Origin of the sequence: Pectobacterium aroidearum, from assembly GCF_041228105.1 — a bacterium.
Lineage (GTDB): Bacteria > Pseudomonadota > Gammaproteobacteria > Enterobacterales > Enterobacteriaceae > Pectobacterium > Pectobacterium aroidearum.
In genome coordinates this window covers 3787306-3809464 of the sequence record NZ_CP166097.1, presented here as the reverse complement: position 1 = coordinate 3809464, position 22159 = coordinate 3787306, and the positions used below count along the sequence as shown (strand labels likewise).

The window sequence follows — 22159 nt, the reverse complement described above, 5'->3', positions numbered from 1 at the left end:
TCTCCAGACCCCGGTGGTAACCGGGGTCTTCCCCCGATTTTTACGCTTCCTTCCGCTATTGAGCGTTTCTTCGTCTACACTGAATGGCAACATTGGGCAGACGGCAAACCGTATTTGTAGGCATCTGGCTTTTTTTCATCTGCTTGCGCGTTGCTGAAGCGAGCCCGTTCCTTGAGCATAAGCGTCTGGAATGGTATGGTTTAGCGTTTTTCAAATTTATTTTATAAATATTACATAGCAAGGGGATTTACGCGATGCGTATTATTCTGCTGGGCGCTCCAGGCGCAGGCAAAGGTACTCAGGCTCAATTCATCATGGAAAAATACGGTATTCCGCAGATTTCCACGGGTGACATGCTGCGTGCTGCGGTAAAAGCGGGTACTGAATTGGGCAAACAGGCTAAAGAAATCATGGACGCAGGTAAACTCGTCACTGATGAACTGGTCATTGCTCTGGTTAAAGAACGCATCGCCCAGGACGATTGCCGTAACGGTTTTCTACTGGATGGTTTCCCACGCACCATTCCACAAGCTGATGCTATGAAAGATGCTGGCATTAATGTGGATTACGTTATCGAATTCGCAGTTCCTGACGAACTGATCATCGATCGTATCGTTGGCCGTCGCGTGCATGCGGCGTCCGGTCGTGTCTATCACGTAAAATTCAATCCGCCTAAAGTTGAAGGCAAAGACGACGTGACAGGCGAAGATCTGACTATCCGTAAAGACGATCATGAAGATACCGTGCGTAAGCGTCTGGTTGAGTACCATCAGCAGACTGCGCCACTGGTTTCTTACTATCAGAAAGAAGCTGACGCGGGTAATACGCGCTATTTCAAAGTAGAAGGCACGCGTAAAGTGGAAGAAGTTCGCGCAGAACTGGAAACGATTCTGGGCTAATTTTTCTCTGCGAATATCACGTAGTCACAGAAATGCCAGACGACGGTCTGGCATTTTTTCGTTCTGAATTCCCCATTCGCCTGATTTCCTCTATTGGTAGCATCGGCGTTATCCCTAGTATCTACCCGTATTTGTTTAGCTTTTTTTCGCTACAATATACCCGTCATACTTCAAGCTGCATGTTCGTTGGCAATACTCGGCTCATCTCTGAGCCTCGCCCTGAAGGGCCGCCGCAAACGGCGTTCAAATCGGCTGTGTCGATTTGTCCTTGCTCACCCCAGTCACTTACTTGTGTAAGCTCCTGGGGATTCGTGCGGTTGCCGCCTGCCTGCAACTCGAATTATTTAGGGTATAGACACTTGATGTTATGCACGGGCGGGCTGAAAGAAAGCCTGCTTCTCCATAAAAGGAATACGGCGATGAAACAAGAGAAATACGGTGTGCTGATGGTGAACTTAGGGACACCTGATGCGCCGACGTCGCAGGCGGTGAAGCGCTATCTGGCTGAGTTTTTAAGCGACCGCCGTGTGGTGGATACGCCGCGTCTGCTATGGTGGCCGTTACTGCGCGGTATTATCCTGCCAACCCGCTCTCCGCGAGTGGCGAAACTCTATCAATCGGTGTGGATGGAGGGCGGGTCGCCGTTGTTGGTGATTAGCCGTCGACAGCAGCAGGCACTGGCTGCGCGAATGCCGGAAACGCCTGTCGAGCTAGGCATGAGCTATGGTTCGCCCAGCCTGCGTTCAGCGCTGGATAAATTACTGGCGCAGGGCGTAACGCAACTGGTGGTCTTGCCGATGTATCCGCAATATTCCTGTTCAACCACCGCGGCCGTGTGGGATGGGCTCGCGACACAGCTGCGTGATAACCGTCAGTTGCCTGCGATTCGCTTTATCCGTGATTATGCCGAACATCCTGCTTATATTGCGGCGCTGAAGCACCGTGTCGAGCAGTCTTTTGCTGAACATGGTGAACCAGACAGATTAGTCATCTCCTATCACGGCATCCCCGTGCGGTACGCCAATGAAGGCGATGACTATCCGCAACGCTGCCGGGCGACCACGGAGGCGCTGATTGCAGCGCTGGGGTTGCCGGAAGGGAAAATAATGATGACCTTCCAGTCGCGTTTTGGTCGTGAACCCTGGCTGACGCCGTACACGGATGAAACCATGCAGGGATTGCCCGCGCAGGGCGTGAAACATATTCAGATTATGTGCCCGGGTTTTGCGGCTGACTGTCTGGAGACGTTGGAAGAGATTCAGGAACAGAACCGTGAAATTTTCCTGCATGCGGGTGGCGAGGCTTTCCACTATATTCCTGCACTTAATGACGATCCGCTGCATATCGATTTGCTGGAACAGTTAGTGAGCAAGGTAGAGTAGAGGCGAGGTTGTCTTTGTCTGGCGGCGTTTAAAGACATATCGCACAGCACAAAAAAATGGCGGGCTTATGGGCCCGCCATTTTCGTATTCTGCATCTAGCCGTTTAGATAGGACACGCCTGAGGTGCAGGAGGGATCTCATCCAGCTTCAGCAGCGTGATCATGCTATTGGCGATTTCCCGCTCGCCCATGACCACCTCGTTGGCGCCGTGCTCGGTAATGTAGCTGACTTCATCGTCATAGTGCGCGCGGGCGATAATCTCCAGATCGGCACGTTTCTCACGGGCTGCTGCGACAATTTCTCCAGCTTCGTAGCCGTTCGGAATCGTCAGCAATAGCCAGCGGGCGCAGTCCAGACGCGCAATGTCCATGATTTCAGGCTTGGTGGCGTTACCCAATACCGCTTTAATACCCTGTTCACGCAAGGCATCAACGCGGGTACGTGAATTCTCAATGACCACGATAGGAATCCCTGCCTGATGCAATTTGGCGCCAATCAGGCTACCTACGCGACCATAGCCGACCAGCAGCGCATGGTTGCACATATCGACAGGAATCTGTTTCTCTTCCTCAATCGCTTCTTCCACGATCTGCTCTTCGATGGTTTCATGCTTCGCCAGATAGCGTTCAAGCAGCGTAAACAGCAGCGGGTTTATCATGATGGAGAGAATGGCGCCAGCCAGTACCAGATTCCGACCTTCTTCTGACAGTAGCCCCAACACAATGCCGAGCCCGGCCAAAATAAAGGCAAACTCTCCGATCTGCGCCAGACTAGCGGAAATCGTTAATGCCGTTCGTTTTGAGTGGCCAAAGAGTCGAACCAACACGAAAGCGGCGGCTGACTTACCGAACACGATAATGGCCAGAGTGATCAGCACGGAAATAGGGTCGTTCAGCAGGATCATCGGATCAAACAGCATACCGACAGAAACGAAGAACAGGACGGCGAAAGCATCGCGCAGCGGCAGCGTATCGTGCGCCGCACGCTGGCTGAGTTCTGATTCGTTTAGCACCACGCCGGCAAAGAATGCGCCCAGTGCAAAGGAGACATCAAACAGTTTCACTGCGCCGAAGGCGATACCCAGTGCCATGGCTAACACTGCCAGCGTGAAAAGCTCGCGTGAGCCGGTGCTGGCGCTTTTTGCCAACACCCACGGTACCAGACGGCGACCGACGACAATCATCAGGGTGATAAAGGCAATCACCTTGCCGATGGTCCAGGCTAAATCGGCCAGCAGCTTGCTGGTGTCGGCATGCTCAGCGCCGATCATGTCGCCGAAGGCTGGCAGCAGAACCAGCGTAAGCACCATCGCCAGATCTTCCACAATCAGCCAGCCGATGGCGATTTGGCCGCGCTGGCTATCAATAAGCTGTCGTTCTTCCAGCGCGCGTAGCAGAACCACGGTACTGGCGGTGGACAGACAGAGGCCGAAAACCAGACCGCTCGCCAGGCTCCAGCCCAGCATGGCGGATAATCCCATTCCAAGCAGCGTCGCCACGGCAATCTGGGCTATCGCTCCGGGAATGGCGATGGACTTTACCGCCATGAGGTCTTTCAGCGAGAAGTGCAGGCCAACGCCAAACATCAGCAGAATGACGCCAAGCTCAGCCAGCTCTGATGCCAGTGAGGTATCGGCGACAAAACCAGGGGTAAAAGGACCGACAAGGACACCTGCGGCAAGGTAACCAACAAGGGGGGAGATTCGCAGGCGATTTGCCAGAATGCCAAGGAGGAAGGCAAGAACCAGCCCTCCAGCGATAGTAGAAATTAGCGGTGTTGCAGCATGCATCCCAACTCCTTGTGCCATAGGTGAAACATAATTGAGCGGATTTACCCTTCTTGCCTTGAAGCTACAGCGTGGTTAGCGGCGCTACGTACCCTTATCACTCTTATATATGTACCGAAAAGCGTGTTGGATCCGTTCGTTTGCTGTCTGGCTGCAACGCCAATTATTCTGGGTATACACAAATTCTATTGCATATAGCGAAATGTTGCTTGGGTAAAAGTGGTATTTTATGAAAAATATCAGTTTCTCCAGCTAAAGGTAGTGTAACACAGATTTCGTGATGGTTTCTCGCGATAAGCATTGATAAACATGCGTAATTATTCTGATAGCGTGATGTTCTTGGTGCTAATGCCTTACTGCTTTTCTGTGTATTCAGCCGAATAATTTTATCCACTGGCGTAAAACACCGGAAAACAGAGGATAAACGGTGTGATGCCGGGTTATTCCGATGAAGCATTCATATTAGCAAGAGTTCGTGACGGCACGACGACAGCGTCAGGCCAGCGAGCTATGACTATAGCGGCTATACCTCATCTGATTTTGTCGGCTATCGCACATTGCTGATGTACGGCGCGAATGTGCTTCGCGCATTGTTCATCTTGCTGTGCTAATTTGTGTGGTGAATTTCTCAGTGGTTCCACTGGGTCTTTAAAATAAACGGAGATTTATCATGCGCTTTTCAATAAAAGCTCTGGGATGTGCGATGGCGGTATCGCTGGCGCTAACGCCTGTTATGTCAATGGCTTGGGAGAAAGATAAAACATACGCCATCACCATTTTGCATACGAATGACCACCACGGCCACTTCTGGCATAACGACTACGGTGAATATGGGCTGGCGGCGCAAAAAACGCTGGTCGATCAGATTCGTCAGGAAGTGGCGAGTAAAGGCGGCAGCGTGTTGCTGCTTTCCGGCGGTGATATTAATACTGGCGTGCCTGAGTCCGACTTGCAGGATGCGGAGCCCGATTTTCGTGGTATGAACATGGTTGGCTATGATGCGATGGCGCTCGGCAACCACGAATTTGATAATCCGCTGTCTGTCCTGCGCCAGCAGGAGAAATGGGCAAAATTCCCGCTGTTATCGGCCAATATCTACCAAAAAAGCACCAATGAGCGCTTATTTAAGCCTTATGCCCTGTTCGACAAGCAAGGTGTGAAAATCGCGGTTATCGGCCTGACAACGGACGATACGGCCAAATTAGGCAATCCTGAGTATTTTACTGATATCGAATTCCGTAATCCTTCTACGGAAGCGAAGCAGGTTGTTGAGCAATTACGGAAGAGTGAAAAGCCTGACGTGATTATTGCTGCGACGCACATGGGGCACTATGACGACGGTAATCATGGTTCCAATGCTCCGGGCGATGTAGAAATGGCGCGTAGCCTGCCAGCCGGCTATTTGGACATGATTGTCGGGGGGCACTCGCAAGATCCGGTCTGTATGGCGCAGGAGAATAAAAAACAGGTGGATTATGTTCCGGGCACGCCTTGTGCTCCCGATCGTCAGAACGGCACCTGGATTGTTCAGGCGCATGAGTGGGGGAAATATGTTGGCCGTGCTGATTTCACATTCCGCAATGGTGAATTGAAGCTTGAGCATTACCAGCTGATTCCAATCAACCTGAAGAAAAAGGTAGAAAAGGACGGCAAGACCGAACGTGTTTTCTATACGCAGGAAATCACGCAGGATGCTGACGTCATGAAAATGCTAACGCCGTTCCAGGAGAAAGGACAGGCGCAGTTGGGCATCAAGATCGGTAGTGTGAAAGGCAAACTGGAAGGCGACCGTAATCAGGTGCGTTTCCGTCAGACCAATCTGGCACACGTGCTGTTGTCGGCACAGCTTGAGCGTGCAGAGGCGGATTTTGCCATTATGAGCGGCGGTGGCGTACGTGACTCGATTGAATCAGGCGATATCACCTATAAAGATGTCCTTAAGGTGCAGCCGTTTGCCAATACGCTGGTTTATGTGGATATGAAAGGCAGCGATGTCGAGAAATACCTGGCCGTAGCAGCGAATAAAAAGGTGGATTCCGGTGCCTATGCGCAATTCCTCAACGTCAGCCTGACGGCGGACGGACAGGGCGTACAGAACGTGAAAATTAAAGGTGAGCCGTTGCAGGCAGATAAAGTCTACCGCATGGCAACGCTGAACTTTAATGCGATGGGCGGCGATGGCTACCCGCGTCTTGATAACCTGCCGGGCTATGTGAACACCGGTTTTGTCGATGCTGAAGTGCTGAAGCAGTACATCGAGAAGCATTCTCCGCTGGATGCAGAAGCCTACGCACCGAAAGGTGAGATCGTTTATAAATAACGGATAATGATGGCGGTTTTTGTCTCTATTGCTGATGACTTAAGCCGCCATTTTTTCTGGGACGAGTTCTTAGTGGCTGTGCGGCATTTAGCCCTTTCATTGCAAAAATGAAGTGAATCTAATTTGCTGATTTAATTGATTAAATAATCTTATGTTTAGTAAAGCGCTTTAAAATAACAGACATGCCAAATAAACGATACTCCTGATGCACCCTCACTAACGGAGTAGTCGGTACTATGAAAAGCGTAAATATTGAAATCAATGTCTGTGGCAGCGCAGAAAAATCAACGTGTGTTGTTAATCCCCCAATTCAGATCAATCCTCACACCTGTTGCCAGGTGGATACGGATAATCAGTGCGAACCGCAACCTGGCGTTTCCGGTGTTGCCTCCGTATTCGGACGGACTGGCGTTGTCACTGCACAATCAGGCGACTATACGGCCGATCAGATTACTGAAACGGCCACCAGAAAATTTGCCTCGCCGGATGAAAAAGCGGTCTGGAATGCAAAACAGGATGAGTTAATTTCCGGTACTACTATCCGCACGGTCTTTGGTCAGTCGCTGCTGGGCAGCGGTGATGTTTCACCTACGCCAGCGCAAATGGGTGTCGCGGCGGTTGGGCATACTCACACCACAGCGGACATCACCGACTACACATCAAAAACGAAGCAGCTCATTCATTCCTCGCTGGAGGCCGGGGCGGGCGTCACGCTGAGCTATAACCCGGTGAATGAGAAAACCATTATCAGCGCTGCAGGCGGTGGTACGGGTTCGGGTACGGGCGGTTCTGGTTATATCGTTGCCGATCGTCAGGGCGCAACGGCGGGGCAAAATCACGCGTTCAGCATTAGCCCACAAAGCACGTTTAATCTCGCGGCGTACGCGCTGAAAGAAGTCGCTGGCGCAGCGAATCAGACTTATGTTGTTGACGATTTCGGCGTGTCTAGCGAAGAGAACTACAACGTAACTCATGCTGCTGTTTTTGATAATACATTACGCCCCTATGTCGGAAAGCTATATAACCTGGTGCAATCCGGTAATTTTTATTCGTCACCAATTAAATCAGACGGTGAAAGCATTGAAATTGATGCTGTTAATAAAACGCTGATTCCTGTGATGACAGCAAATAATAGTGCAGTTGGCTACACGGTTGACGCATCGTCTGAGTATTCAGTGCAATACGCGGCGTGGACAGCATTCAACGGAACGTTAAATCGATACTGGGCATCCAAAACCGTACCAACAGTGGCTAACCCACATTGGCTGCGTATTACTATGGCGGCTCCTGCATTAATTGATACATACAGAATAACAAACGAAAACCTGAATGCTGGGCCACTCAGCCCGAAATCGTGGACGTTTCAGGGGAGTAATGATGGTACAACGTGGCATACATTACATACGGTATCTAATGATACTCGCGATGGGAAGGGGGCGGTTCGAGAATATACGTTCACCAATGACACGCCGTATTCATCATTCCGTATTTTAATAACCGAGCAAAATGCTGGTCCACACGTTCAAATTGGGGAGCTTGAAATATTCCGCAGAGAGCGACTGTTGATTAACGGCAGTGATGGTAAGTGGTATTCAGCGAATAATGGGGTATTAACATCGGTCCCAGCACCATCTGTGGCGGAAGATTTTTATAATAATGGTTTTTTGTCATCTGGCGTCATACCTGAATCATCATTGTCAGGAATACAGCCAGTAACGATTTTTTCATCAAAAAATATTGATGCAAAAGTGCTATATACACCGCCTCCTCAAATTGCAATACAGAAAGCCCTGTCGAGTGCGGCGTTATGGCCACAAATCAACTCCGCAGTGCTGACAGCTACGCAAACTGGCAACGGTAAAGTGCGTGTCGCTGTCACGCGGGACTTAGTGAACTGGCATGTGTGGCGGAGCGGGGCGTGGGTTGATGTGGGGGCGTTGTCAGTAGATACGACGAGCGCAACGAAACTGATTGCAGACGGCATGACGCCAGCTGAACTCGGCGCTATTACGGCGGCACAGTGGACACAGCTGTTTGCATCCAATAACGGTGTGCCGGACTCACTTGCCTTTGCGTTCGCGCTTGATATCACCGCTCCGGCGACTGATGTCGCGGCTATTGACCGACTGGTGCTGAACGTCAACGATGCGTCCAGTTGGAAACTGCAGTCCCCTGCGGAAGTGGAAATCCGCTGGCGCACGGACAGTGTGACATTCCGCACCGTAACGGCAGGCAATTACAAGCTGGCGTATCAGGTTCCGTAATTTTTCTTCCGATTATCTATTCCACTGGCCGCTATTTTGCGGCCATTTTTGCTTCTGTTTTTTATATAAAAGGAAACGATGGATTAGTAAAGTGCGTTGAAATAATACACTGGGAAAATAAGTGAGACTCCTTATTCCTTTTATTAATGGAGTCATCAATACCATGAAAGATATCAATATCGAAATTAATGTTTGTGATAGTACAGGTAAAGCAACATGTACCGTTCATCCCCCTGTTTGCTGCCATTCAGATAATGGCGGCGGGCAAGAGCCTGGCGTTACCGGCGTTGCCTCCGTATTCGGACGGACTGGCGTTGTCACTGCACAATCAGGCGACTATACGGCCGATCAAATTACTGAAACGGCCACCAGAAAATTTGCTACGCCGGATGAAAAAGCGGTCTGGAATGCAAAGCAGGATGCATTAATTTCCGGTACCACTATTCGCACGGTCTTTGGTCAATCGCTGTTGGGTAGCGGTGATGTTTCACCAACGCCAGCACAAATGGGTGCTGCTGCCATTGGACACACCCATACCACAGCGGACATCACCGACTACACACAAAAAACAAAACAGCTTATCCATTCCTCGCTGGAGGCTGGGGCGGGCGTCACGCTGAGTTATAACCCGGTGAATGAGAAAACAGTTATCAGCGCTGCAGGTGGTGGTTCCGGTAGCGGTGGCTCTGGCTATATCGTTGCCGATCGTCAGGGCGCAACGGCAGGGCAGAATCACGCGTTCAGCATTAGCCCACAAAGCACGTTTAATCTCGCGGCGTACGCGCTGAAAGAAGAAGCCGGTGCAGCAAACCAAACTTATGTCGTTGATGACTTTAATGCATCGAGTGAGCCTAATTATAACGCGACGAGTGCGGTTGTTTTTGATGGTACGATGCATCCAGATACTGGCGGAAGCGTAGAGCTTGTTAAAGACGGTGAGTTTTATTCATCAGAGATTAAAACAGGCAATCGTGCTGTCTCAGTTAGTATACCAAGCGGGTCAATTGTACCAGCAATGACTTCTGATTCAGATCGTGGTTATATTGCATCGGCATCCTCAATATATTCACCATCGTATCCTGCATATATTGCATTTGATAGAAATGACTCCAGCCCAAATAATGTGCGTGACTGTTGGGCATCAAATCAGAGGCCGACAGACAGTAATCCACAGTGGTTGTGCTTAAAATTCCCTAGTCATCAATTTATTACTGAGTATGCAATCACAAACCGTGTATATGCAGGGCTGTCAAATCCCAGATCGTGGCAATTACAGGGTAGCAATAACGATAACGATTGGAGCACTTTACATACTGTATCAAATGATGAAAATAACACTTCGGGTGCTGTCCGCCGATTTACAGTATCTGCTCCAGGGCGATACGTGTCGTATCGATTGTTGTTCACGGCATCAAATGGCGGTGATAATTTTGTTTGCATCAAAGAATTATCGCTGTTCACAGGCTCAAAGATGTTACTGAAAGCTGGTGAACAATGGTTTACCGTGAAAAATGGCATTTTGTCTAATGTTCCGGTTCCATCTAGCTCCAGTGATTTTATTCGTGATGGTTTTACAACATCAGGAAATATCCAACAATATCCATCTAGCAGTATATATTCAGGGGAAGGGATACATGTTGACGTTCTTTACACGCCACAATCCCAGATATCAATTCAGCGCTCTTTGCTTTCTGCTGGTTTTTGGTCACAGATTAATTCCGCCACGTTAACAGCAACACAGACGGGCAACGGCAAAGTCCGTGTTGCTGTGACGCGGGACTTGGTGAACTGGCATGTCTTGCGCAACGGGGCGTGGGTTGATGTTGGAGCGCTGTCAGCCGATACGGCAGGGGCTACGACGTTGATTGCAGACGGTATGACGCCAACTGAACTCGGCGCTATTACGACAGCACAGTGGACGCAACTGTTTGCATCCAGTAACGGTGTGCCGGATTCGCTTGCCTTTGCCTTCGGGCTTGATATCACCGATCCAACGGCCGATGTCGCGACCATTGACCGACTGGTGCTGAACGTCAACGATGCGTCCAGTTGGAAACTGCAGTCCCCTGCGGAAGTGGAAATCCGCTGGCGCACGGACAGCGTGACATTCCGCACCGTAACGGCAGGCAATTACAAACTGGCGTATCAGGTTCCGTAATTTGTCTTCCGATTAGCTATTCCACTGGCCGCGTATCTCGCGGCCTTTTTTATTCTGACTTTTATATAAAAGGACATAGCAGATTAGTAAAGTGCTTTAAAATAATGCCCCGGTTAAATAAGTGATACTCCTTATGCCTTTTATTAACGGAGTCATCAACACCATGAAAGACATCAATATTGAAATCAATGTTTGTGACAGCACAGGTAAAGCAACATGTACCGTTCATCCCCCTGTTTGCTGTCATTCAGATAACGGAAGCGGTCAAGAACCCGGTGTCTCGGGTGTTGCCTCCGTATTCGGGCGTACCGGTGTCGTAACCGCACAATCCGGTGACTACACGGCCGATCAGATCACCGAAACCGCCACCAGAAAATTTGCTACGCCGGATGAAAAAGCGGTCTGGAATGCAAAGCAGGATGCATTAATTTCTGGCACCACTATTCGCACGGTCTTTGGTCAATCGCTGCTGGGCAGCGGTGATGTTTCACTAACGCCAGCACAAATGGGTGTTGCTACTGTCGGACACACCCATACCACAGCGGACATCACCGACTACACACAAAAAACAAAACAGCTTATTCATTCCTCATTGGAAGCGGGGGCGGGCGTCACGCTGAGCTATAACCCTGCGAATGAGAAAACCATTATCAGCGCTGCGGGCGGTGGTTCCGGTAGCGGTGGCTCTGGCTATATTGTTGCCGATCGTCAGGGCGCAACGGCAGGACAAAACCACGCGTTCAGCATTCGTCCACAAAATACATTTAATCTCGCGGCGTATGCGCTGAAAGAAGTCGCTGGTGCAGCAAACCAAACTTATGTTGTTGATGACTTTAATGCCTCAAGTGAGCCCAATTACAACGCAACAAATGATGTTATTTTTGACGGTATAGCCAGCCTTTATACTGGTTCAAATTACCAGTTAACACCAGATGGAGAATTTTACTCTGCCGAAATAAAAGCGGATGGAGAGTTGATAAGCATTCTTCAGAAAACATCGACAACACCAGTTACAGCGGAAAGCATCATTCCTGTAATGACAGCGAATAACGCGCCATCGGGCTATGAAGCAATCGCAAGCTCAAACAGTAGAGACCCGCAGGCCGGATCTGCAATATATAAAGCGTTTAACCGATCTCAGGTTGGGGGGACTGATTCATGGACTAGCGATGGCGCACCTTCCGTGTCATCGCCACAATGGGTCGGCGTAAAGCTCCCTGCGTCCGTGCTTGCTAAAGGCTATTCCGTTGTGACCCGTAATCAGTCCGGGTATTCCAATTCGCCGCGTACCTGGACGTTTCAGGGGAGTCATGATGGGGTGACATGGACGGTATTACACTCTATTACAAATGATACCCAGAATATTCCTGGGCAGAAACGTACGTATGTCATTAATAACGATATCAGTTATCAATATTATCGTATTCATATCACGCTAGCGAACTATGGAGTATTATCATCATTCGTCGGTGTTGATGAATTGGAAATTTATGAATCCCTGGATAAGTTTGTAATTAATTACGGCGGTAAAAATTACGGTGTCAATAATGGATTATTGGAAGAGATTGTCGGTGAATTAACCGCGGAAAAAATTAGTTCACAGGGAATTGGCGGCGTTAATAACCTGCCATCATTATTCACTAGCCCTGTGAAAGTCATCTCCAATTCGGAAATGAATATTGAGACGAAATACACGCCATACTCACAGATTCTGACCCAGTCAGCTTTGACATCATTAGTCAGCTATAGCCAGATCAATGCTGCAACGTTAACAGCAACGCAGACGGGCAACGGTAAAGTGCGTGTTGCTGTGACGCGGGATTTGGTGAACTGGCATGTCTTGTGCAACGGGGCGTGGGTTGATATTGGAGCGCTGTCAGCCAATACGGCAGGGGCTACGGCGTTGATTGCAGACGGCATGACGCCAACTGAACTCGGCGCTATTACGGCGGCACAGTGGACACAGCTGTTCTCATCCAGTAACGGCGTGCCGGATTCGCTTGCCTTTGCCTTCGCGCTTGATATCACCGATCCAGCGGCCGATGTCGCGACCATTGACCGGTTGGTGCTGAACGTCAACGATGCATCCAACTGGAAAGTGCAGTCCCCCGCGGAAGTGGAAATCCGCTGGCGCACGGACAGCGTGACATTCCGTACCGTAACGGCAGGCAATTACAAACTGGCGTATCAGGCTCCGTAATTTGTCTTCCGATTAGCTATTCCACTGGCCGCGTATCTCGCGGCCTTTTTTATGCTGACTTTTATAGAAAAGGACATAGCAGATTAGTAAAGCGCTTTAAAATAATGCCCCGGTTAAATAAGTGATACTCCTCATGCCTTTTATTAACGGAGTCATCAACACCATGAAAGACATCAATATTGAAATCAATGTTTGTGACAGCACAGGCAAATCAACATGTATCGCTCATCCTCCTATTCAGGTTAATCCTCACTCTTGCTGTCATTCTGGTAATGGGCAAGAGCCAGGAGTTTCTGGCGTTGCTTCCGTATTCGGACGGATTGGTGTCGTCACTGCACAGCCTGGCGACTATACGGCCGATCAGATTACCGAAACGGCCACCAGAAAATTTGCCACGCCGGATGAAAAAGCGGTCTGGAATGCAAAGCAGGATGAGTTAATCTCCGGCACCACTATCCGCACGGTCTTTGGTCAATCGCTGCTGGGCAGCGGTGATCTTTCACTGACGCCAGCGCAAATGGGTGTTGCGGCTGTCGGACACACCCATACCACAGCGGAAATCACCGACTACACACAAAAAACAAAGCAGCTCATCCATTCCTCGCTGGAGGCTGGTGCGGGCGTGACGCTGAGCTATAACCCTGCGAGTGAGAAAACGGTAATCAGTGCTACTGGTGGTGGTTCCGGTAGCGATGGCTCTGGTTATATCGTTGCCGATCGTCAGGGCGCAACGGCGGGGCAAAACCACGCGTTCAGTATTAGCCCAAAACATAAATTTAATCTTGCAGCGTATGCGCTGAAAGAAGAAGCGGGTGCGGCGAATCAGACTTATGTTGTGGATGACTTCAATGCATCGAGTGAGCCCAATTACAACGCGACAAATGATGTTATTTTTGATGGTTCGGTAAATTTATATCGAGGCGAGACTTACTCACTAATCAGTGATAATGCGTTTTATTCATCACAGATCAGAACTGGTGGTGAGTCGATATTAATTAATGCAGTAAAAAAAACTGCAATACCTAAAATGACGTCAAATAGCCAAGATGGTTATACCCTATCTGCATCTACATCGATTCTGCCCAATTTCCCTCCGTACCTGGCATTTGATGGAATTACGCAAACAACGGCACCAGGGGATTGTTGGGCATCAGAAAACGTTCTGAATTCAGCTAATCCACAGTGGCTGCGAGTTGATTTTCCAGAGCCTGTGAACATTGGTTCATATATGATAAAGAATCGAGGTGCAAAAAACAGAACGATCGTAGATTTTACAACGCCGAGAACGTGGGAGTTACAGGCTAGTAATGATGGGAATTCATGGAAAACAATTCATACCGTAACTAATGATATAAATACTGCTGCTGCGGGTGAGCGGTTTTTTACTATCTCCAATTCTGAATATTTCTCGTCATATAGATTATTTGTCACTCTAACTAATGGAAATGGGCTGGGAGTGACAATCGGCGAATTCCAGCTATATCCACAAAATAAAATTTTGATTAAATCTCGTTCAAACGAATGGTATTCATCACGATCTGGAGTGCTATCTGTCGTATCTGAGCCTCACGATGCCAGTGATTTTTTAATGTTTGGATTTGACTCATCGGGAGACATTCAGAATTCGCAACTAAACGACCTTATGCCGATAAAAGTATTTTCAGCTAATGAAGTCGATGTGGACACGCTATATACACCGTATTCGCAAATTGTTATTCAAAAATCACTGACACCTGCTGCATGGCCACAAATCAATGCCGCAACGTTAACGGCAACGCAGACGGGCAACGGTAAAGTCCGTGTTGCTGTGACGCGGGATTTGGTGAACTGGCATGTCTTGCGCAACGGGGCATGGGTTGATATTGGCGCGCTGTCAGCCGATACGGCAGGGGCAACGGCGTTGATTGCAGACGGCATGACACCAACTGAACTCGGCGCTATTACGGCGGCACAGTGGACGCAACTGTTTGCATCCAGTAACGGCGTGCCGGATTCGCTTGCCTTTGCCTTCGCGCTTGATATCACCGATCCAGCGGCCGATGTCGCGACCATTGACCGGTTGGTGCTGAACGTTAACGATGCGTCCAACTGGAAAGTGCAGTCCCCTGCGGAAGTAGAAATCCGCTGGCGCACGGACAGTGTGACATTCCGCACCGTAACGGCAGGTAATTACAAGCTGGCGTATCAGGTTCCGTAATCGCTCACGATACTCAACATTTTACTGGCCGCGAATGTCGCGGCCTTTTCTTTTTGATGTAGCCCAATTTTTCCCCAGCCACTCACTGCGTCATTCTAACCGCTTAGCACGCTATTCTGCCGCCTACCCAAATACCCGCCCCACGCGCGTACGCGATAACGTACTGTGCCGCCACTATCTTCCTTATCTGAAATACGCGATGACTCACGTGATCGCACGACGCTTTACCAGGGTTTCTTTTTCCACAGCTAACAAAATCAAACGATTGTCATTTTTAATTGAAGGATGTCTTATGAAGAGCAGTTCCATTCTTAAACACATCCCCTGGATGATTCTTGGAATCATTGGGGCTGCCTGCCTCGGCGTAGTCGCACTACGTCGCGGTGAGCATGTCAGTGCATTATGGATTATTGTTGCTTCTGTCGCCGTTTACCTCGTGGCCTATCGATACTACAGCCTGTATATCGCACAAAAAGTCATGCAGTTGGATCCGACCAGAGCAACCCCTGCCGTTGTTAATAACGACGGCCTCAACTATGTGCCGACGAACCGTAACGTCCTGTTCGGACACCACTTTGCCGCTATCGCAGGTGCGGGCCCGCTGGTTGGACCGGTACTGGCCGCGCAGGTCGGCTACTTGCCGGGCACCTTATGGCTGCTGGCGGGGGTGGTTCTGGCAGGGGCAGTACAGGACTTCATGGTTCTGTTTATTTCAACCCGTCGTAACGGCACGTCGCTAGGCGAAATCGTCAAGAAAGAGTTGGGGCCTGTACCGGGTACGATTGCGCTGTTCGGCTGCTTCCTAATCATGATCATTATTCTTGCCGTACTGGCGCTGATCGTGGTGAAAGCACTGGCAGAAAGCCCATGGGGCGTCTTTACCGTTTGTTCGACGGTGCCGATCGCGCTGTTTATGGGCATCTACATGCGCTTTATCCGTCCGGGTAAAGTCGGCGAAGTCTCGGTGATGGGGATCGTGCTGCTGGTATTGGCGATCTGGTTCGGTGGCGTGGTTGCCCACGATCCGTACTGGGGCCCGGCGCTGACCTTCAAAGATACGACGATTACCTATACGCTGATTGGTTATGCTTTCGTGTCGGCACTGCTGCCAGTATGGTTGATTCTGGCTCCGCGTGACTATCTGGCAACCTTCCTGAAAATCGGCGTCATCGTCGGTCTGGCGATTGGTATCGTGATCCTGAACCCGGATCTGAAAATGCCAGCGGTCACGCAGTTTGTGGATGGCACCGGTCCGGTCTGGAAAGGTACGCTGTTCCCGTTCCTGTTTATTACTATCGCCTGTGGTGCCGTATCCGGCTTCCACGCGCTGATTGCATCCGGTACCACACCGAAACTACTGGCTAACGAAAACGATGCGCGTTTCATCGGTTACGGTGCCATGCTGATGGAATCTTTCGTTGCGGTGATGGCGCTGGTTGCGGCATCGATTATCGAACCCGGTCTGTACTTCGCGATGAACACGCCACCAGCGGCGCTGGGGATTACGATGCCAGACCTGCACCGACTGGGCACGGCGGATGCGCCGATGATTCTGGCGCAACTGCAGGATGTGTCCGCCCACGCGGCGGCGACCGTTAGCTCCTGGGGCTTCGTGATTTCGCCTGAGCAGATTCTGCAAACGGCGAAAGACATCGGTGAACCTTCCGTTCTGAACCGTGCAGGCGGTGCACCAACGCTGGCTGTTGGTATCGCACACGTGTTCCACCAGATCATTCCTGGTGCCGACATGGGCTTCTGGTATCACTTCGGTATTCTGTTTGAGGCGCTGTTCATTCTGACCGCACTGGATGCGGGTACGCGTGCGGGCCGCTTCATGTTGCAGGATCTGTTGGGTAACTTCGTGCCGTTCCTGAAGAAAACCGACTCGCTGATTGCTGGTATTATCGGTACGGCGGGCTGCGTCGGTCTTTGGGGCTACCTGCTGTATCAAGGCGTGGTCGATCCGCTGGGCGGCGTGAAGAGCCTATGGCCGCTGTTCGGTATCTCTAACCAGATGCTGGCTGCCGTCGCGCTGATTCTGGGTACAGTAATTCTGATTAAGATGAAACGTACACAGTACATCTGGGTCACGCTGCTTCCGGCGATTTGGCTGCTGATCTGTACGACTTGGGCGCTGGGGCTGAAATTGTTCAGCGACAACCCACAGTTGGAAGGCTTTTTCTACATGGCGAACATGTTCAAGGGCAAAATTGCAGAAGGCGGTGCCGATCTGAGCGCACAGCAGATTTCGAATATGAACCATATCGTGACAAACAACTATACCAACGCCGGTCTGAGCATTCTGTTCCTGATCGTGGTGTACAGCATTATCGCGTACGGTATCAAAGCGGCACTGGCTGCACGTAAAGTGGCTGAACGTACCGATCAGGAAACGCCGTATGTTCCGGTTCCTGAAGGTGGCGTGAAAGTCTCTTCCGGCCACTAAGCCACATGCCCGTCGGATTTTGCGAGACAGCTAGCAAGGTTGAACGCGAAAGATGACGGGTACAGATACCCTGTATAATGTATAACGTTATACAGGGTATTTTTTATCTAGCTGCTATTGCTGGTGATAGTCTGGAGGTAATGATGTTTGGCAATCTGGGAAAAGCAGGAAAATATTTGGGCCAGGCGGCGCGTATGCTGGTCGGTATGCCAGATTACGATACCTATGTGCAGCATATGCAGACCAATCACCCAGATAAACCTGCGATGACGTACGAAGAATTTTTCCGCGAACGCCAGCAGGCGCGTTACGGCGGAGATGGCAAAGGCGGGATGCGCTGCTGTTAACGACTTGGAACCTGTTATGACTCAACCTTTATCCTCTGATGTGGCTACCCCCGTGTATGTCACCATCCTGACCGGCTTTCTCGGCGCGGGAAAAACCACCTTATTACGCCATATCCTGAATGCAGACCACGGCTACAAAATTGCTGTGATTGAAAACGAATTTGGTGAAGTCCCGATTGATAATACGTTAATCGGCGAACGCGCTAGCCAGATTACGACGCTGAGCAACGGCTGCATCTGCTGCACGCAGTCCAATGAGCTGGCCGATGCGCTGCTCGATCTGATTGATGGCGTAGATAACGGTACGCTGGATTTTGATCACGTCATTATTGAATGTACCGGTATGGCCGATCCGGGGCCAGTGGCGCAGACTTTCTTCTCTCATGAGGTTATCTGCGAGCGTTTTGTTCTGGACGGTATTATCACGCTGGTGGATGCGGTGCATGCGCAACAGCAGCTCGATCAGTTTACTATCGCGCAGTCGCAGATTGGCTATGCCGACCGTATACTGTTAACCAAAACCGATGTGGCAAACGAAGACGAAACGCTGCTACCGCGTCTTCAGCGCATTAATGCGCGTGCACCGATCTATCCTGTCGTACACGGCGATATCGATCTGAGCGTGCTGTTCAACATTGATGGTTTTGTTCTCAGCGATGAACTGGATGTGAAAACGCCGGTGTTTCGCTTTATTGCCCCCGCGCAGAATAACGTGCAGTCGATCGTCGTCTATCTCAATAAGGCGGTTGAGCTTCAGGCCGTCTCTGATGTAATGGAAAATCTGCTGCTGCAATTCTCCGATAATTTGCTGCGTTATAAGGGCATTCTGGCCATTAACGGTGATGACCGGCGTCTGCTGTTTCAGGGCGTTCAGCGCTTGTACAGCGCCGACTGGGATAGAGAATGGCAGCCTGATGAAGAAAAGAAGAGCGTGCTGGTGTTTATTGGTGTGGACTTACCTGAACAGGAAATCCGTGACGCTTTCGCTCGCCTGACGGCATAGCGCTATTGATCTTATCTGTGCTGGTCGCTCAGGCCAGCACCATTCCTTAATCCTGCTTTCTTTTGCTTCCTTTCACGCTTGCGTTGCCCACGATCTGACAGAGCGATCTTCATCCTATGGCGATTGGCAAAATGTGAATAGGGCAATTGCACAGAAAAATTCATACCTTATTGTAATTATTACGAATACATCTAAAACGTGATCGTCCCTCGCTTTTTACTGGAATGTTGGTGGTATTTTATTAAAACGATATTTCATTATTTGGTGAGGTTAAGTATGCGTAGTGGTCTTGCTCTGTCATTAATGGCTTCCTGCATCACTCTGGGTATTCAAGCTGGCACGGCACAAGCGGCCAGTTCAGTGAAATTCCCCGATAAAATCTGTGACGTCACACAATACGGGGCCGAAGGTCACCGCCTACAGATCGCACTGAATACCGAGGCTTTCCAGAAAGCGATTGATGATTGCGCTGCGGCTGGTGGCGGAACGGTACACGTCCCTCGCGGTAACTATCTGGTCGATCCGCTGTTCCTGAAAAGTAACATCCGACTGGATTTGGCAAAAGATGCAACTATCGTCGCGTCGACCGAAATCGCGGCGTATCGCGCAACGGAAAAAACCAAATACGCTGAAGCGGAAAACGGCTGGCTTCCCTTTATCAGTATTGCCGACGCGCAGAACGTGGCTATCACCGGTCAGGGCACCATTGATGGACAGGGCGCCGTCTGGTGGGAACGCTGGCGTGAGAATATTCGTGCAACGGGCAAAAAGGGCGGAACCGATCGTCCTCGTCTGATTTATATCAAAAGTTCCAGCAACGTGCTGGTAGATGGCGTCACGCTCACGCATTCTCCAAGCTTTCACATTGTGATGCGTTATTCGCACGATGTGGATGTGAACGGCACGCGCATTCTGTCGCCGTGGCATGCGCCAAATACCGATGCTATCGACCCGATCGACAGTCAGAATATCCGTATCACCAACAACTATATCGACTGTAATGACGACCATATTGCGATAAAAGCCGAGAAGCCGGATAGCCGCTTCCCGAATGGTGTTGTGGATAACATTTATATTGCTAACAATATCCTGAAACAGGGGCGCGGTATTTCGATCGGCAGCGAAACCTCTGGTGGTGTGAATAACGTGCTGGTTGAAAACAACCAGTTTGAAGGTTCCATGTACGGTATCCGCATTAAAACCCTGCGTGGTAAAGGCGGCGAAGTGAAAAATATCACCTACCGTAATACCAAAATGGTGGATGTCGAAATCCCACTCGTCTTTGCCGCTTACTACAAAGCCGCGCCGATAGTGCAGGCTGAAGTCGATAAGATGCTGGCCGAAGGCGGCTTCACGATGGGTGAGCAGATTTACCCACCGGATACCGATCCAGCGCAGCCGTTTGATCAATACAAAACGCCGCATTTCAGCAATGTGACCATTGAGAATCTGGAGTCGACCGGTAAGACCAAGGCCGCGGCGTACATCATTGGCGTGCCGGAAGCCCCACTCAGTGGTTTCCACTTTGATAACGTGCGCATTGATGCGGATAAAGGTATTCGCGTCAGGAATGCGGAACTGCAAACTAAAGGCCTGACGCTGAATGTGAAAGAAGGTCCGGTGATGCAGTTGGATAAAGGGGCGAAAGTCGATCAGTAATCGATTATGAAGCGGTAGCGGGGGATACACTGGCCGTGGAGTTCCCTGCTACCTGCTTCACTTTGATGCACCTCGCCCGGAAGATGATGCCCGTTTAATGACGGGCATTAATCATGCTTGGCGATATCAGCAAAGGTGGCGCGTAGCAGTCGCGCCAGATCGTCTGCCGATAGCTCAATATCCAAACCGCGCTTACCGCCGGAAATGAAAATGGTCTCGAACTGGCGTGCCGGTTCATCAATCACGGTCGGCAGCAGCTTCTTTTGCCCAAGCGGGCTGATTCCTCCTACCAGATAACCTGTGACACGCTGAGCGATAATCGGATCGGCCATATCGGCTTTTTTGGCCGACAGCGCGCGAGCAACTTTCTTGAGATCAAGCATTCCTGAAACCGGCGTGACGGCCACGGCGAGATTCTTCGCATCACCATTCAGGGAAACGAGCAGCGTTTTATAAACCTGTTCTTTATTCAGTCCCAGTTTTCTGGCCGCTTCCTCGCCAAAGTTGGTTTCATCGCTGTCGTGGTGGTAGCTGTGTAACGTAAAAGCGACCTTATTCTTTTCGAGCAGATTGACTGCGGGTGTCATGATTTCACTATCCTTAACCCTTGAGCGGGTCTTATCTTGCAGACGCGGTTGCGCGCCCTAATGTGTTCTTTTACTGCGTTGCGGAATGACCGTTGTTGAGCAGAGTAGGTAAATTCTCATTGCCATACAGATGCAGTGCGCCGACGGCCACAACGTAGTTTCCGGGCGGTAGCGCCTGAAGTTGCTGTTGCCAGCGACGGTTACGTTGACCCATCAGCAGGTCGGTCATTTCATTGCTGAATGTCGCAGGGATATCCGGCTTATATTGGCCGGGCCTGCTGTCTAGCCACCAACCTACCATCGTTTGCAGCAAACGCGCGTTGGTGTGCCAGTGTTTAATTGTATCTTCCAGTAGCAGCAGGCCGCCCTGCGGCAGTTGCTGTAACAAATCAACCTGCGTCTGCTGCCCTTCCAGTTCGATGACCTGAATACCCTGAGATTTCGCTGCGTTGATCAACTGATAATCGATACCGTAGTCGGGGCGTAAGCCCAGCAGCTGTGCCTGTCTTGCTTGCAGCATCAGCGCGGCCTGCCAGGCTGGCAGCGTATCGATATTGCTCTCATCGAAAGAAAGCGATTCGCAGATTTTTTGCAATTGACGGTAGTTTTCCGGACTGAGGCGCTGTACGAGCGGCGACTCGGCATCATTATGGCCGAAGGGGGAGTGTGCATCAGAGATATCGGCTTCGACGATCAGTGCGGTCGCCTGACGGAGTTGTTGCAGCAGCGCATCGGGTAGCGGTGCCATATCCTGACTACCCATATGAATACTGCCGACCAGATGCAGTTGTCGCGCATTGGCAAGTTGGACGTCTATCGCCGGGTAGGCATAAGCCAGCGGTGAAATAAAACCAAGAAAAGTCGCGATTCTACGCAGCAATTGCCCCATGGGTTCCGTCTCCTGATGTGGA

General features: G+C 50.4%; 14 protein-coding genes. 11 read left to right on the top strand and 3 right to left on the bottom strand.

Annotated features, from left to right (window positions below; genetic code table 11):
* Positions 1 to 254 precede the first annotated feature (254 nt).
* Complete coding sequence (gene adk, locus AB8809_RS17280) at positions 255 to 899, top strand: adenylate kinase (RefSeq protein ID WP_180778298.1); 645 nt, start codon at positions 255 to 257, stop codon at positions 897 to 899.
* A gap of 419 nt (positions 900 to 1318) precedes the next feature.
* Entirely contained in the window at positions 1319 to 2281 is a 963-nt protein-coding gene (gene hemH / locus AB8809_RS17275; RefSeq protein WP_349855114.1) for a ferrochelatase, read from the top strand.
* Positions 2282 to 2384: 103 nt separating this feature from the next.
* On the opposite strand, the gene ybaL is transcribed toward hemH, so the two are convergent.
* Positions 2385 to 4070 carry a YbaL family putative K(+) efflux transporter gene (ybaL, locus tag AB8809_RS17270; RefSeq protein ID WP_015839373.1) on the bottom strand — a complete coding sequence of 562 codons (1686 nt, stop codon included), beginning with the start codon at positions 4068 to 4070 and terminating at the stop codon, positions 2385 to 2387.
* 667 nt (positions 4071 to 4737) lie between these two features.
* On the opposite strand from ybaL, the gene ushA reads away from it, so the two are divergent.
* The 9 genes from ushA (at position 4738) to AB8809_RS17225 (ending at position 20661) form a co-directional block, all read left to right on the top strand.
* A complete protein-coding gene (gene ushA, locus AB8809_RS17265; RefSeq protein WP_180778301.1) occupies positions 4738 to 6387 on the top strand; it encodes a bifunctional UDP-sugar hydrolase/5'-nucleotidase UshA in 1650 nt (549 codons plus the stop codon).
* Between the two features lie 236 nt (positions 6388 to 6623).
* Positions 6624 to 8651, top strand: a complete 2028-nt coding sequence (locus tag AB8809_RS17260; RefSeq protein WP_320703091.1) for a discoidin domain-containing protein — start codon at positions 6624 to 6626, stop codon at positions 8649 to 8651.
* Between the two features lie 163 nt (positions 8652 to 8814).
* Positions 8815 to 10809, top strand: a complete 1995-nt coding sequence (locus AB8809_RS17255; RefSeq protein WP_349855110.1) for a discoidin domain-containing protein — start codon at positions 8815 to 8817, stop codon at positions 10807 to 10809.
* 163 nt (positions 10810 to 10972) lie between these two features.
* On the top strand, positions 10973 to 13009 hold the full coding sequence (locus AB8809_RS17250; RefSeq protein WP_349855108.1) for a discoidin domain-containing protein: 2037 nt from the start codon (positions 10973 to 10975) through the stop codon (positions 13007 to 13009).
* A gap of 163 nt (positions 13010 to 13172) precedes the next feature.
* Positions 13173 to 15206 carry a discoidin domain-containing protein gene (locus AB8809_RS17245; protein ID WP_349855106.1) on the top strand — a complete coding sequence of 678 codons (2034 nt, stop codon included), beginning with the start codon at positions 13173 to 13175 and terminating at the stop codon, positions 15204 to 15206.
* A 292-nt stretch (positions 15207 to 15498) separates the two neighbouring features.
* A complete protein-coding gene (locus AB8809_RS17240; protein ID WP_015839379.1) occupies positions 15499 to 17652 on the top strand; it encodes a carbon starvation CstA family protein in 2154 nt (717 codons plus the stop codon).
* 143 nt (positions 17653 to 17795) lie between these two features.
* On the top strand, positions 17796 to 17999 hold the full coding sequence (locus AB8809_RS17235; protein ID WP_005976130.1) for a YbdD/YjiX family protein: 204 nt from the start codon (positions 17796 to 17798) through the stop codon (positions 17997 to 17999).
* A gap of 16 nt (positions 18000 to 18015) precedes the next feature.
* Entirely contained in the window at positions 18016 to 19002 is a 987-nt protein-coding gene (gene yjiA / locus AB8809_RS17230; protein ID WP_349855104.1) for a GTPase, read from the top strand.
* A 276-nt stretch (positions 19003 to 19278) separates the two neighbouring features.
* A complete protein-coding gene (locus tag AB8809_RS17225; RefSeq protein ID WP_015839381.1) occupies positions 19279 to 20661 on the top strand; it encodes a glycoside hydrolase family 28 protein in 1383 nt (460 codons plus the stop codon).
* Between the two features lie 107 nt (positions 20662 to 20768).
* Here AB8809_RS17225 and ybaK read toward each other — a convergent pair whose 3' ends face one another.
* Positions 20769 to 21248 carry a Cys-tRNA(Pro)/Cys-tRNA(Cys) deacylase YbaK gene (gene ybaK / locus AB8809_RS17220; protein ID WP_015839382.1) on the bottom strand — a complete coding sequence of 160 codons (480 nt, stop codon included), beginning with the start codon at positions 21246 to 21248 and terminating at the stop codon, positions 20769 to 20771.
* Positions 21249 to 21318: 70 nt separating this feature from the next.
* On the bottom strand, positions 21319 to 22137 hold the full coding sequence (locus AB8809_RS17215; RefSeq protein ID WP_349855101.1) for a TraB/GumN family protein: 819 nt from the start codon (positions 22135 to 22137) through the stop codon (positions 21319 to 21321).
* Positions 22138 to 22159 lie beyond the last annotated feature (22 nt).

Bases quoted from the DNA above. Each gene is read 5' to 3' on its own strand.
- adk (WP_180778298.1), top strand. From the start codon at position 255: ATGCGTATTATTCTGCTGGGCGCTCCAGGCGCAGGCAAAGGTACTCAG.
- hemH (WP_349855114.1), top strand. From the start codon at position 1,319: ATGAAACAAGAGAAATACGGTGTGCTGATGGTGAACTTAGGGACACCT.
- ybaL (WP_015839373.1), bottom strand. From the start codon at position 4,070: ATGCATGCTGCAACACCGCTAATTTCTACTATCGCTGGAGGGCTGGTT.
- ushA (WP_180778301.1), top strand. From the start codon at position 4,738: ATGCGCTTTTCAATAAAAGCTCTGGGATGTGCGATGGCGGTATCGCTG.
- AB8809_RS17260 (WP_320703091.1), top strand. From the start codon at position 6,624: ATGAAAAGCGTAAATATTGAAATCAATGTCTGTGGCAGCGCAGAAAAA.
- AB8809_RS17255 (WP_349855110.1), top strand. From the start codon at position 8,815: ATGAAAGATATCAATATCGAAATTAATGTTTGTGATAGTACAGGTAAA.
- AB8809_RS17250 (WP_349855108.1), top strand. From the start codon at position 10,973: ATGAAAGACATCAATATTGAAATCAATGTTTGTGACAGCACAGGTAAA.
- AB8809_RS17245 (WP_349855106.1), top strand. From the start codon at position 13,173: ATGAAAGACATCAATATTGAAATCAATGTTTGTGACAGCACAGGCAAA.
- AB8809_RS17240 (WP_015839379.1), top strand. From the start codon at position 15,499: ATGAAGAGCAGTTCCATTCTTAAACACATCCCCTGGATGATTCTTGGA.
- AB8809_RS17235 (WP_005976130.1), top strand. From the start codon at position 17,796: ATGTTTGGCAATCTGGGAAAAGCAGGAAAATATTTGGGCCAGGCGGCG.
- yjiA (WP_349855104.1), top strand. From the start codon at position 18,016: ATGACTCAACCTTTATCCTCTGATGTGGCTACCCCCGTGTATGTCACC.
- AB8809_RS17225 (WP_015839381.1), top strand. From the start codon at position 19,279: ATGCGTAGTGGTCTTGCTCTGTCATTAATGGCTTCCTGCATCACTCTG.
- ybaK (WP_015839382.1), bottom strand. From the start codon at position 21,248: ATGACACCCGCAGTCAATCTGCTCGAAAAGAATAAGGTCGCTTTTACG.
- AB8809_RS17215 (WP_349855101.1), bottom strand. From the start codon at position 22,137: ATGGGGCAATTGCTGCGTAGAATCGCGACTTTTCTTGGTTTTATTTCA.